We start from the raw sequence: 12,552 nt of genomic DNA on the forward strand, positions 1-12,552 counted from the left end.
TCGTTCGCGGTCGGCGGGCCCATTTTCGGCAACACCCTGTCACCCCTCGCCCTGGTCGCTCTACCATCGGCGTATCAGTAGCAGGCTCTCCTCCGTTTCGTCCGAGATGCCCCGTCATGTGCGGGTTTTCAGGCGCCACGGAGCATCGGGGGATGCAGATGACAAGCGCTCCGCACCTGCTGGCCGAAGACGGGCCCGAGTACGAGCGAATCCTCGGCGAAGCACTGCGCCACGCGCACGAGCGGCCGGATCTGGACGACATCGGGGCACGGCTCGACCGGGAGCGACTACGGGCCCTGGCGCTCAGCGCCACCGCGCTGATCACCGCGGCCGCCGCCACCGAGTACGCGCAGTACGTGAAGGCGCGCGGGGAGATCCGCGTCCCGGCGGGGGGCTCCGACCGGGCTGCGGACGAGGGGCGGATCCCGGCGGACCGGCCCGGCGAGAGCGTGGGAGTCGGCGCGGTCGTCACCGCGCTCGCCCCGCTCCTCGCGGGTTCCGCAGCGTTGATCTTCCTGCTGATCGGTTACCTCCTCCGGGCGGTGGGCCCGGACCTGGCCGTCGCGGGCCCGATGGTCACCGCGGGATGGGTCTTCGCCGCGCTCACCGCGCTGGCGATACTCGCCGCAGCCGTGGGACTGCTGGTCACGGCGCTCCGCAACGGCTCCGGCGAACCGGCCGCCGCCCCGCGGGAGGACGACGTGCCGGAGGAGGTCGCCCGGGCCCGGGACGCCTGGCACCACGCCCTGCTGGAGCGCGGCATCCTGCCGTTCCTCCACGACGCACCGGCCGACCCTGCCGCCGCGCCGGCCGCCCGCGTCCCCCGGCAGCCGTCGGACCGCATCCCGAAGATCGGCTACAGCAGCCCGCACTTCGACAGCCCGCAGGACGGGGCGCGCCCGAGCCCCCGACCGTCCTTCAGCAGCCCCGACTTCAGCAGCCCGGACTTCGACAGCCCCGGCTTCGAGGGCCCGGGCTTCGAGGGTCCCGGCTTCGGCGGCCCGGACCGCAACGGCCCCGGCGAGGGGTGACCGGCCCCGGGCTGCATTTCCCCGGGGCAGGTGCCCTCGCCGCTCTCCGACCAGTCGTCCAGCCGTCCGGCCCACAAACGGACCCGCCAGTCGGCCGGACGGCGGAGGGACCCGTCAGTCGGCGAGCGGCAGATAGACCCGCCCGCCCGACGCGGCGAACTCCTTCGACTTCGCCAGCATCCCCGCCTCGATCTCCTCCTCCGACGCGGACGGCGCGAGATCCGGCGCGAACTGCTCGGTGATGCTCCGGCTGATCTTCATCGAGCAGAACTTGGGCCCGCACATCGAGCAGAAGTGCGCCGTCTTGGCCGGTTCGGCGGGCAGCGTCTCGTCGTGGAACGCGCGCGCGGTGTCCGGGTCGAGCGCCAGGTTGAACTGGTCCTCCCAGCGGAACTCGAACCGGGCGTCCGACAGCGCGTCGTCCCAGTCCTGCGCGCCCGGGTGTCCCTTGGCCAGGTCGGCGGCGTGCGCCGCGATCTTGTAGGTGATGACCCCGGTCTTCACGTCGTCCCGGTCGGGCAGCCCCAGGTGCTCCTTGGGCGTCACGTAGCAGAGCATCGCCGTGCCCCACCAGGCGATCATCGCCGCCCCGATCCCGGAGGTGATGTGGTCGTACGCCGGTGCGACGTCGGTGGTCAGCGGGCCGAGGGTGTAGAACGGCGCCTCCTCGCAGATCTCCTGCTGGAGGTCGATGTTCTCCTTGATCTTGTGCATCGGGACGTGTCCCGGGCCCTCGATCATCGTCTGCACGCCGTACCGCTTGGCGATCGTGTTGAGCTCACCGAGCGTGCGCAACTCGGCGAACTGCGCCTCGTCGTTGGCGTCCGCGATGGACCCCGGCCGCAGCCCGTCCCCGAGCGAGTACGTCACGTCGTACGTCGCGAGGAGTGCGCAGAGCTCCTCGAAGTTCTCGTAGAGGAACGACTCCTTGTGGTGCGCGAGGCACCAGGCCGCCATGATCGAGCCGCCCCGGGAGACGATGCCCGTCTTGCGGCGGGCGGTGAGCGGGACGTACGGCAGGCGCACACCGGCGTGCACCGTCATGTAGTCCACGCCCTGCTCGGCCTGTTCGATCACCGTGTCCTTGTAGATCTCCCAGGTCAGCTCCTCCGCCCGGCCGTCGACCTTCTCCAGGGCCTGGTAGAGCGGCACGGTGCCGATGGGCACGGGGGAGTTCCGCAGGACCCACTCACGGGTGGTGTGGATGTTGCGGCCGGTGGACAGGTCCATGACCGTGTCGGCGCCCCACCGGGTCGCCCACGTCATCTTGTCCACCTCCTCCTCGATGGAGGAAGTGACGGCCGAGTTCCCGATGTTCGCGTTGACCTTCACCAGGAACCGCTTGCCGATGATCATCGGCTCGATCTCCGGGTGGTTCACATTGGCCGGCAGCACCGCCCGGCCGGCCGCGATCTCCTCGCGCACGACCTCGGGTTCGACGTTCTCCCGGATCGCCACGTACTCCATCTCCGGGGTGATCTCGCCCCGCCGGGCGTACGCGAGCTGGGTGACGGGGCGTCCGTCGCGGCTGCGCCGGGGATTGCGCACACCGCCGGGGAAGACCGCGTCGAGGTTGCGAAGCCCGTCGCGCGAGCGGCCGTCGTCCTCCGGACGGACCGGACGCCCTTCGTACTCCTCGGTGTCGCCGCGGTCCTCGATCCAGCCGCCGCGCACGGAGTCGAGGCCCCGGCGGACGTCGGTCGTGACGGCGGGATCGGTGTACGGACCGGACGTGTCGTACAGCGTGACGTCCTTGCCGTTGGTCAGGTGGACCTGACGGACCGGCACCCGGAGGCCGGGGCGCGAGCCCTCGGCGTACCCCTTGTGCCAGCCGATGGACAGGCCCGCCCCGACGCTCTCGTTCGTCGTGGAGGCAGGCGTGATTGCGTCCGATGTGGTCATGAGACCTACTCCCTACGCCGGCATTACCCGGTAACAGGTTCGGCGGTCGGCGCAGCGTGTCCCGTGAGGATTCACGAGGTCAGCGCCCTCTCAGCCCGGTGCTCCGAGCTCCCGCGTGTGCAAAGGTGCCACCACGCTAGCGCCCGCCCGGCCGTGCTGACCAGGGGGCCTCTCCCGCACTTGCGATGATCGGCCGGTGAACTCCTCCCAGGACCGTCCCGAACCCCAGGACCCCTCACACGGCCATACGCACAGCCACGGCCCCGCGGCCCCCGTCTCCACCCATCTGCGGAAGGTCATCGCATGCGTGCTGATCCCCTTCGCGGCGGCGGTGATCGTCGGTCTGGCGGTGCTCTGGCCCGGCGGAACTCCCGCGCACGAGCGGACCGGTGTGGGCTTCGACCGGCAGACCGAGCAGGGAAAGGTGGTGAAGGTGGAGCGGGTCGACTGCGCGGACGTCAACGCCGCCCAGGTTCCCGCCACGGTTGACACCTCGACGGGCTCGGGCCCGGCCGCGGACACCGGCGACTGCAAGAAGGCCACCATCGAGGTGACCAGCGGCAAGGATGAGGGGCGCACCTTCGCCGAGATCGTCCAGCCGGAAGCCTCAAGGCAGTTGAGCGAGGGTCAGGGGGTCGTGTTGGCTTACGCGCCGGACGCTCCGCACGACTTGCAGTACTCGGTCACCGACGTGGACCGGAAGCTTCCGCTGGCGTTGCTCGCGGGGATCTTCGCCGTCGCCGTCGTGGTGGTGGGGCGGCTGAAAGGCGTCATGGCGCTCGTGGCGCTCGCGGTCTCCTTCGCCGTGCTGACGCTGTTCATCCTCCCGGCGATCCTGCAGGGGTCCAACCCACTGCTCGTGGCGGTGGTCGGAGCGAGCGCGATCATGCTCATCGCGCTGTACACCTGCCACGGAGTGACCGCCCGCACCTCGGTGGCGGTCATCGGCACGCTGATCTCGCTGGTACTGATCGGGCTGCTGGGCTCGGTCTTCATCGACTGGGCGGGCCTGACCGGCAACACCGACGACAACACCGGCCTCATCCACGGCCTCTATCCGGACATCGACATGAGCGGTCTGCTGCTGGCCGGTGTCATCATCGGTTCACTCGGCGTCCTGGACGACGTGACGGTCACACAGACGTCGGCGGTGTGGGAGCTGCACCAGGCGAACCCGACCATGGGGGCGCGCGGGCTCTACCGGGCGGGCATCAGGATCGGGCGCGACCACATCGCCTCGGTGGTCAACACCCTGGTGCTCGCGTACGCGGGCGCGGCGCTGCCACTGCTGCTGCTGTTCTCGATCGCGCAGAGCAGTGTGGGCACGGTCGCCAACAGCGAGCTGGTGGCGGAGGAGATCGTCCGTACTCTCGTCGGCTCGATCGGACTGGTCGCCTCGGTGCCCGTCACGACGGTGCTCGCCGCGCTGGTGGTGTCCGCGGACCGCACAGGGCTCGGCGCGGAAGCCGGAGCTCCTGCACCCGTACGGACCGGGAGGGGCCGCCGCCGCAAGACGTGAGCGCGAAGGCCCAAAAACTAACGGGCTGACACCCTGTCAGCCCGCGTTCTGCTCCTCGGCGAGAATCCTGCCGAGCGCCTCTTCGAGATTGCCGTCGAAGTCACCCTGCGTGTGCTCCTGCCCCAGCGGCACCAACTTGTCCGTCCGGTCGAGGAACGCCACGAGCGGCGCCGTACCGGCCCGGAACAGGGCCCGGTCCGCGCCCACCTGGAGCCGGATGTGCACGTCACAGAGCCCCTCGGGTTCGGTCGGGCCGATGTGCACATCGCCGTCCCCGCTGGGGCTGTTGAGGCCGTCGAGCAGGAGCTCACGACCAAAGGCCCAGGTGACAGGGGCGTCACCGGGCAAGTGGAACGTCATACGGATCGCGTACGGATCGCTCACCTCGTACCGGAGCTCCACCGGAATACGGAACGAGAGCTCCTCTGAGACGAGGAAGCTCATCATGACCTCTGCTTGAACCGACTCGCGCATCGTTCAACCCCGCAGTAGATGAATCTGGCCAGGAATGATCCCCCATGGCCCTATTGACGCCATCGTGGTGCACGCGATAGCAGATCACAAGGAGTGATTTTTCAGATACTGATAGAGAACACGAACGAACGCAAGAGCCGCGCCACTTCGCCACGTAGTTGTTCGACTGCGGGGAGCAACTGCTCTTGGCGGTCCAGGGGTAGAGAAATGGCCATCGCCGCGACGGCCGAGCCTGCGGTGATGGGGATGGCGGCACAGACCGTTCCGAGTGCGTACTCCTGTCGCTCAATGACAGGTTTCATGCGCTCCATCGAACGCAATCGCTCAAGAAGGACCGGGCGATCTCGCACTGAGTAACGGGTCAGGGGACGCACCGGATGGCGGAGCAGATGGTCCTCCCGCGCCTTCTCGTCGAGCTGCCCGAGCAGGCACTGCCCGAGCGCGTGCGCGTGGCCGGTCTCCGCGAAGGGAGCCCACTCGTCCACGGCCGGCGTCTCGGCGGAGTCCGCCACGGCCACCAGCTCGATCTCACCCTCGCGGTAGACCGCGCAGTACACCGGAGCCCCCAACTCGTCGCACCAGCGCGCGAGGGAGTCGTTGAGTCTGCCGCGCCTGCTCTCCTCGGCCGCCCGGCCGGACATCCGCTCGGCGGCGGCGCCGAGGACGAAGACGCCGTTCTCCCGGCGGAGGTAGCCCTCGTGGGCCAGGGTGCGCAGCAGGTGGTAGGTGGTCGGCAGGGGCAGGCCCGCTTCCCGCGCGAGCTGCTTGGCCGGGGCGCCGTCCTGATGGGCGCCCACCGCCTCCAGCAGTCTCAGGGCCCGCTGGACCGAACCGATCAGCGTCGGGACAGTGGTGGTCGATGCCGTGGTCACGGTCACCCCCAGGCATGGTGACGGGCGGTCAGCCCTCCCGTGGAGGCCGCCCCCACGGGCGTGCCGCGAGCCCGGGGCGCGCTCTCGACTGTCGCGGAACCATTGGTCAGGATGGTGACGGACAGTTACTTCCCAGGCGGCGGCAGCGAACCGTCACTGTAGCCGTCAGGGCCATTCGTGGAGCGGTTTCGGGCCGCGCTTAGCTCTGCCGGGCTAATCCGCGGGACTCTCCGTGACCAGATCCGGTTCCGGCCGCCCGGTTCTGTGCGCCCGCGGCCTGGGCGCCCGCGGCCTGGGCACCCGCGGCCTGGGCACCCGCGGCCTGGGCACCCGCACCCTGCGCCACTCAGGAACCGGCGGTGCCCGGACCTGGCGGTGCCCGGACCGGCGGTGCCCTGACCCGCGGTGGCTGCGGCTACCAGTCGCGTCGGGAGTCCGAGGAGGACGAGAGGAACTTCCGCACGACGAAGATCAGTCCGCCGACGAGGATCACGAACAGCAGCACCTTGAACAGCAGCGTGACCACGAAGGTCACCACGCTGGCGATCAGCCCGCCGAACACGACGATCGCGATCACCGGCACCGCGATCCACTTCACCCACCAGGGCATTCCCGCGAATATCTCCCGGACCGCCATCGTCCCTACCTCGTCTCTCGTGTCCCTGCCCGCCGGGCCGGGAATTCCCGGTCCTGGTCCCGGCATCCCGGATCCCGGTACCGATGCTAGAGCGGAGAAGGTGGCGACGGGCGGTCCGTATCCCCCGGACTCCCCTGATCGATCCCCTAGGGTGTGCCGTCACACCGCCCAGGGACTCGGTCCACGGGCGGTGCCCGGGAGCCGGTCCGCGGAAGGTGCCCGGGACTCGGGGCCCGGCCGGAGGATCAGCCCTCCGGCGGGGAGAAGACCACCATCACGCGAAGATCCTCGGTGATGTGGTGGAACTTGTGGGCCACACCGGCCGGCACGTACACCACGCTTCCCCGCCCCACCACGGTCGTCTCCATGCCCACGGTGATCGACGCCCGCCCGCTGACCACGAGATACACCTCGTCCTGGCGGTGCGGGCTCTGTGTGTCGAGGGCGCCGGCATCCAGGGCGTACAGGCCCACGGACATGTTCCGCTCGCGGAGGAACTGCAGATAGGCGCCGTCGTTGGCGGCTCGTTCCGCTTCCAGCTCGTCGAGCCTGAATGCCTTCATCTACGTGCGCCCCTCGTGGTCGTCCAGGGTTCCCGTACGGACGGTGTACCCCGTGGTTCGTGTCTGCCACGATCAGACACATGAAGAATTTCGTAGTCAAGACGACCGCCAACGCAGCCGCTCTGGCGGTGGCCATCTGGCTGCTCCAGGACATCACGCTGACCGGCGCCGACACCGGCCGCAAGGTCCTCACCCTGATCCTGGTCGCCCTGCTCTTCGGGCTGGTCAACTTCATCGTCAAGCCCGTCGTCCAGCTCCTCACGTTGCCGCTCTTCATCCTGACCCTGGGGCTGATCACCCTCATCGTCAACGCCCTCATGCTGAAGCTGACTTCGGCGCTGGCCGGCGCTGCCGACCTCAGCTTCCACGTGGAGGGCTTCTGGACCGCCGTGCTGGGCGGCCTCATCATCGCCATCGTCTCCTGGGCCATGCACATCGCTCTCCCCGACGAGGACTGAGACACCTTGACGGACTTCCCTCCCGGGCTGAGAAGGTGCAGGCAGCACCGGCGACGGCCCGGGAAGGACACAAGGAGCGCAGCATGAGCACCATCGGCGACGGAACGAGGGCGGTACGAGCAGGTCTCCCCGAACCGCAGCAGTACGAGCCCACTCTTCCCGGACCGGTCTTCGCCGCTCACTTCCACCTCTCGGGAGAGCCGGTCGGGCCGTACACCTACGGCCGGGAGACCAACCCGACGTGGACCCACCTGGAGAAGGCCATCGGCGAGCTGGAGGCCCCGGGTGAGGAGGTCGTCACCACCGTCTTCGCCTCGGGCATGGCCGCGATCTCGGCCGTCCTCTTCTCCCAGCTCCGCACGGGCGACGTCGTCGTCCTGCCGAACGACGGCTACCAGGCGCTGCCGCTCGTCCGGGAGCAGCTGGAGGCGTACGGCGTGGAGGTCCGCACCGCGCCCACCGGCGGTGACGCCCAGCTGGCCGCCCTCGAAGGGGCCAAGCTGCTCTGGATCGAGACACCGTCCAACCCGGGCCTGGACGTCTGCGACGTCCGGCGTCTGGTCGAGGCGGCGCACGCGGGCGGCACCCTGGTGGCCGTCGACAACACCCTGGCCACCCCGATCGGCCAGCGGCCCCTGGATCTGGGCGCCGACTTCTCGGTGGCCAGCGACACCAAGGGCATGACCGGCCACGGCGACATCCTGCTCGGCCACGTGACCTGCCGGAACGCCGATCTCGCCGCCGGGGTCCGCCGTTGGCGCAAGGTCGTCGGCGCGATCCCCGGCCCGATGGAGGCCTGGCTCGCTCACCGGTCGCTCGCCACGCTCCAGCTGCGCATCGAGCGCCAGTGCGCCACCGCGCTGACCCTGGCCGAGGAGCTCACCAAGCGGTCCGAAGTGACCGGGCTGCGCTACCCGGGGCTCCCCTCCGACCCCTCGTACCCGGTCGCCGTGCGGCAGATGCGGCGCTTCGGCTCCGTGGTCTCGTTCGAACTGGCCGACCGCGAGACCGCCGAGCGCTTCCTGGAGGCGCTGCGGCTGGTCGACGACGCCACGAGCTTCGGCGGTCTGCGGTCCACCGCGGAGCGGCGCGGGCGCTGGGGCGGCGACGCGGTGTCCGAGGGCTTCATCCGCTTCTCGGTCGGCGCCGAGGACCCGGACGACCTGCTCGCCGACGTGGCGCAGGCACTGGACGCGGCCGCCCGCTGACCGCACGGCGGCCGGCCGGGGCTCCGGTGCGCACGGAAGGGGCTCTCCGCGCGCACCGGAGCCCCACCGTTTCCGTCCGTGCGTGCCTCGGCGCGGACCCCGTTCCCCCTCCCGACACGGTCCGCGCCGCCCGGAGCCACCCGGAGCGCGCCGGTGCGAGCCCGTCGGTGGACCGCGCGGGCGCGTCCCGGTGGAGGGCGCGGGCCGTACGGCCCGCCACCGCACAACGGGCCCGCAGGAGTTTCGGAAGGGTGTCTGCGGGCCACTCTCTTGCCATGACCGAACGCCCTGTGGTCAAGCGCACCGCACGCGCCATCCTCCTCGACGGCGACCAACTCGTCCTGATCAAACGGACCAAGCCGGGGGTGGACCCCTACTGGGTGACACCAGGCGGCGGGGTCGAGCCCGAGGACGCCACCGTCGTCGACGCCCTGCACCGTGAGATCGACGAGGAGTTGGGAGCCAAGATCGTCGATGTGGTGCCCTGTTTCGTCGACACGGTCGAACACATCGCGGACGGCGGGGCGGCGGGGGTGAAGGTCCAGCACTTCTTCGTCTGCCGGCTGGCGTCGATGGACACCTCCAAACGCCACGGCCCCGAGATCGAGGCCCCCTGCGGGGAGTACGAGATCGTCCGGATTCCCTTCAGCCGGGTCGGGATCGCCGCCGTCCACCTCGTCCCGCTCTCCCTCCGCCACTACCTGGACGGCAACATCGAGGGCGTACGCGCCATGCACGCGCCCGACCTGGGCTGATTCAGGCCGGGCCGTCGGCCGGCAGCACTGCCTCCTCGACGGTGTCGTGGTGGATGCGCGCCGCCGGGACACCCGCGTCGAGCAGGGCCCGCACGCCACTGTGGATCATGCCGGGCGGGCCTGCGAGATAGGCGTCCCGTTCGCCCCACGGCCCGGTCTCCCGTACCGCCTGCGGGAGCTCGCCGGTCCGGGCGCGGGTCGGGCCGCTCGCGACCACCGGGTGCACGGCGAGCCAGGGGTACGTCCGCTGGAGCCGCAGCATGACGTCGAGGTCGTAGAGGTCACGCTCGGTGCGGGCCCCGCAGAAGACGTCGACGCGACGGCGGTCCCCGTGTTCGGCGACATCCTCGACCAGTGCCCTGATGGGCGCCATGCCCGTGCCGCCGCCGAGGCAGAGCAGCGCGGTGTGCGTGGTGTGGTCGACCGTCATCGTTCCCGCCGGGGCACCGAGCCGCAGCACGTCCCCCGGTGCCGCCCGGTGGACCAGGGCCCGGGAGACCCAGCCCGCCTGGACCGCTCTGACGTGGAAGGTGAGCAGGCCGTCGGGGCGCGGCGCGGAGGCGAAGGAGTACGGCCGCCAGACCCGCGGCCACCAGGGAGTCTCCACCGCCGTGTACTGCCCGGCGAGGAACGGGTAAGGACGGTCCGGCCGCACGGTGATCACCGCGATGTCCGGGGTTCTGCGCTCGTGCGCGACGACCTCTCCCTGCCACCAGGCCGGGGACCGCTGTTCTTCCTCGGCCGCCGCGTCGATCATGATCTGCGAGATGGCCGTGTAGGCCCGTACCCAGGCCGCTTCGCTCTCGGCGTCCCAGGTGACGGGCGCGTGGCGGCGCAGAGCGGCCAACAGGGCTTCCCCGAGGGCGGGGTAGTGCGTGGGCTGCGTGCCGTACCGACGGTGTCCCCTCCCCAGCGCCGAGAGATGCGCGGTCAGCGCCACCCCGTCGTCGAGGCGGTCGGCGGCGGCCAGCAGAGCGCGGAAGAGCCGCTCGCGCTGCACGTCCATGGCGGCCGGGAACATCTCACGCAGTTCCGGGCGGTGCAGGAAGAGCACCGCGTAGAAGTGCGCGGTGGCCCGGTCGGCGCTCGGGCCGATCTCCGCCAGATTCCGTCGGATCAGTACCGCGTCGGCCGACGGAGTGCCGTCCTGCCGAGGAGGGGCGGGGCGTGGAGAGCGGGCGGTCCCCCGCCGGCGGGGCGGCGGAGGTGCGGTAGGTGGCTGCGAAGATCCGGCAGCCGGATTACTGGTCGGAGCTTCCATGACTGTGCCTCGCCTCGAACTGTCTCTCGGTCGACTGACTGGCCCGACACGGTTCGCGGCTCCCCGGTCCGCAGTCTGCCGGATCCTTCGACACAACGGGCGCATAACGGGAATTCCGGCACGCCTCATCGCCGGCGGCGTGGCCGGGGTGCGTGTGTGTGGCCGGGTGCGTGTTTCACGTGAAACACGGTTCACGGGCCGGCGTGCCACGGTCCCCGTACGTCCTCGCACCGACGCCCAGCCGAGTACCGGAAGGCGTACGGCCGGCGAGCCACCCGGAACAGGCGCGGAAAACCTTGGCGAAGGAAGCGACAAAACGGTGGACGGGCCGCCTCGGTGTCGGAGAGCCTGGCTCTCATGCCCAGCATCCGGCACGGCCTTCCCGACGACCTGCCCATCCGGCACCTCACCAGGGGCGACCTGATCGCCTGTGCCGATCTCAGCGAGGACCGGGGCTGGCCCCGGGACGAACACCGGTGGGGCCTGCTCCTCGGGGCAAGTACGGGGTACGGCATCGACGACCCCGCGGGGAAAGGGCTGGCGGCCGCCTGCGTGGTGACCTCCTATCAACCGTCCCACGCGGCGCTCGGCATGATGCTCGTCGCCGAGCGGTTCGCACGGCAGGGCCTGGGCCGCCGTCTGCTCCTGCATGTCCTCGCGGAACACGGAGAGACTCCGCTGACCCTCTTCGCCACGGATCAGGGGCGGCCCCTCTACGAAGGGCTCGGCTTCGCGGTCGTGGGGAGTGTGGAGCGTTCCGTCGGGCGGTTCCTGCCGGAGGACGTCCCGGTACGGGCCTCCGCAGAGGCGCACGGTTCGTCCGCCCTTACGACGCGTCGGGCGAAGGCCCGGGATCTCCCGGCGATCATGGCGCTCGACGTCTCTGCCTTCGGTGCCGAGCGGACCCAGATGCTCGCGCGGCTCCCCGCCTTCTCGGACCACTTCCGGGTCGCCGAGCGGGCGGGTGAGCTCGTGGGGTTCGCCGCGCTCTGGCCCAGCGACGGGAGTCATGTGATCGGGCCGCTCGTCGCACCGGACTCGGACACCGCGAAGGCGCTGGTGGCCTCGCTCGCTTCCGAGACGGACCTCGTGCTGCGGACGGAGATCGACACCCGCCACACGGAGCTGCGTGGCTGGCTCTCCGAACGCGGCTTGGCGGCAGTGTCCCGTACGGCGGTCATGACCAGGGGGTGCCAGGACGTGCCCGGCGACTGGAGCCACAGGTTCGCACCGCTGACGGTCGCGACCGGCTGACACGACGGCCGCCGACCTGCGGGCGCCGACAGCCGTCCTGCGGGCGCCGACAGCCGTCCTGCGGGGACGGCCGCAGCCCGACGCCCCGCTGCCGTACGGGCAGCGGGGCGTCGGGGCAGCGGTACGTCGGAGTGTCCGGGAGAACCGTCAGACCAGCGAGGCGACGGCGCCGGTGGCGAAGCCGTGGTCCTGCTCGGGAGCACCGCCGCCGACACCCACTGCACCGATCAGCTGACCGTCGCGGTGCACCGGCACGCCGCCCGCGATGAAGAGCAGCGGGCGGTCGAGCGCGGTGGTGAGCGAGTGGAAGATCCCGCCCGGCTGGACGGCGTCCACGAGGTCGGCCGTGGGGGAGTTCAGCTGCAGCGCGGTGTAGGCCTTGCGGGTGCTGGTCTCGCCCGCGATGAGAACGGCGCGGTCGTCCCGGCGGAAGGCGAGCAGGTTCCCGCCGGCGTCGAGCACGGTGACGGCGGCGGCGACACCGGCCGCCTCGGCGGCGGTACGGGCCGCCTCGATCAGGGTCTCCGCGTCATCGATGGTGAGCGGGGCGACGGCGGTACGGGTGGTGGTGCTCATGGTGTTCTCCTGCGTGATCCGTGATGGTGGTGGGGAGTGCGG

At 70.7% G+C, this 12,552-nt stretch carries 13 protein-coding genes and 1 riboswitch; of the genes, 6 read left to right on the forward strand and 7 right to left on the reverse strand.

Annotated features, from left to right (window positions below; translation table 11 throughout):
• The first annotated feature begins 152 nt into the window (after positions 1 to 152).
• Entirely contained in the window at positions 153 to 1,031 is an 879-nt protein-coding gene (locus tag OHA55_RS14790; protein ID WP_266706536.1) for a hypothetical protein, read from the forward strand.
• 114 nt (positions 1,032 to 1,145) lie between these two features.
• Here the strand turns inward: OHA55_RS14790 and thiC are convergent, their stop codons facing one another.
• Positions 1,146 to 2,933 carry a phosphomethylpyrimidine synthase ThiC gene (gene thiC / locus OHA55_RS14795; RefSeq protein ID WP_266706538.1) on the reverse strand — a complete coding sequence of 596 codons (1,788 nt, stop codon included), beginning with the start codon at positions 2,931 to 2,933 and terminating at the stop codon, positions 1,146 to 1,148.
• Positions 2,926 to 3,058: riboswitch (TPP riboswitch) on the reverse strand. It overlaps the preceding gene by 8 nt.
• A gap of 71 nt (positions 3,059 to 3,129) precedes the next feature.
• Between thiC and OHA55_RS14800 the strand changes: the two genes are divergently transcribed.
• A complete protein-coding gene (locus OHA55_RS14800) occupies positions 3,130 to 4,452 on the forward strand; it encodes a YibE/F family protein (RefSeq protein ID WP_266706555.1) in 1,323 nt (440 codons plus the stop codon).
• Positions 4,453 to 4,488: 36 nt separating this feature from the next.
• Here the strand turns inward: OHA55_RS14800 and OHA55_RS14805 are convergent, their stop codons facing one another.
• From OHA55_RS14805 to OHA55_RS14820, 4 genes are all read right to left on the reverse strand, one after another.
• On the reverse strand, positions 4,489 to 4,926 hold the full coding sequence (locus tag OHA55_RS14805; RefSeq protein ID WP_266706557.1) for an SsgA family sporulation/cell division regulator: 438 nt from the start codon (positions 4,924 to 4,926) through the stop codon (positions 4,489 to 4,491).
• A 101-nt stretch (positions 4,927 to 5,027) separates the two neighbouring features.
• Complete coding sequence (locus OHA55_RS14810) at positions 5,028 to 5,798, reverse strand: helix-turn-helix domain-containing protein (protein WP_323180473.1); 771 nt, start codon at positions 5,796 to 5,798, stop codon at positions 5,028 to 5,030.
• Between the two features lie 415 nt (positions 5,799 to 6,213).
• A complete protein-coding gene (locus tag OHA55_RS14815) occupies positions 6,214 to 6,435 on the reverse strand; it encodes a DUF5326 family protein (protein ID WP_266706559.1) in 222 nt (73 codons plus the stop codon).
• Between the two features lie 245 nt (positions 6,436 to 6,680).
• Positions 6,681 to 6,998 carry a cupin domain-containing protein gene (locus OHA55_RS14820; RefSeq protein WP_266706561.1) on the reverse strand — a complete coding sequence of 106 codons (318 nt, stop codon included), beginning with the start codon at positions 6,996 to 6,998 and terminating at the stop codon, positions 6,681 to 6,683.
• Positions 6,999 to 7,078: 80 nt separating this feature from the next.
• Between OHA55_RS14820 and OHA55_RS14825 the strand changes: the two genes are divergently transcribed.
• From OHA55_RS14825 to OHA55_RS14835, 3 genes are all read left to right on the forward strand, one after another.
• Positions 7,079 to 7,456, forward strand: coding sequence for a phage holin family protein (locus OHA55_RS14825; RefSeq protein WP_266706563.1), 378 nt, complete (start codon positions 7,079 to 7,081; stop codon positions 7,454 to 7,456).
• A gap of 83 nt (positions 7,457 to 7,539) precedes the next feature.
• Positions 7,540 to 8,664: a cystathionine gamma-lyase gene (locus OHA55_RS14830; protein ID WP_266706565.1), complete on the forward strand. Its 1,125-nt coding sequence runs from the start codon at positions 7,540 to 7,542 to the stop codon at positions 8,662 to 8,664.
• A gap of 275 nt (positions 8,665 to 8,939) precedes the next feature.
• On the forward strand, positions 8,940 to 9,419 hold the full coding sequence (locus tag OHA55_RS14835) for an NUDIX domain-containing protein (protein WP_266706567.1): 480 nt from the start codon (positions 8,940 to 8,942) through the stop codon (positions 9,417 to 9,419).
• 1 nt (position 9,420) lies between these two features.
• Here the strand turns inward: OHA55_RS14835 and OHA55_RS14840 are convergent, their stop codons facing one another.
• Positions 9,421 to 10,680, reverse strand: a complete 1,260-nt coding sequence (locus OHA55_RS14840; protein ID WP_266706568.1) for a globin domain-containing protein — start codon at positions 10,678 to 10,680, stop codon at positions 9,421 to 9,423.
• A gap of 357 nt (positions 10,681 to 11,037) precedes the next feature.
• Between OHA55_RS14840 and OHA55_RS14845 the strand changes: the two genes are divergently transcribed.
• On the forward strand, positions 11,038 to 11,934 hold the full coding sequence (locus tag OHA55_RS14845; protein WP_266706569.1) for a GNAT family N-acetyltransferase: 897 nt from the start codon (positions 11,038 to 11,040) through the stop codon (positions 11,932 to 11,934).
• A gap of 147 nt (positions 11,935 to 12,081) precedes the next feature.
• Here the strand turns inward: OHA55_RS14845 and OHA55_RS14850 are convergent, their stop codons facing one another.
• Entirely contained in the window at positions 12,082 to 12,510 is a 429-nt protein-coding gene (locus OHA55_RS14850; RefSeq protein WP_266706570.1) for a heme-binding protein, read from the reverse strand.
• Between the last annotated feature and the right edge of the window lie 42 nt (positions 12,511 to 12,552).

The organism is Streptomyces sp. NBC_00102 (genome assembly GCF_026343115.1).
GTDB lineage: Bacteria > Actinomycetota > Actinomycetes > Streptomycetales > Streptomycetaceae > Streptomyces.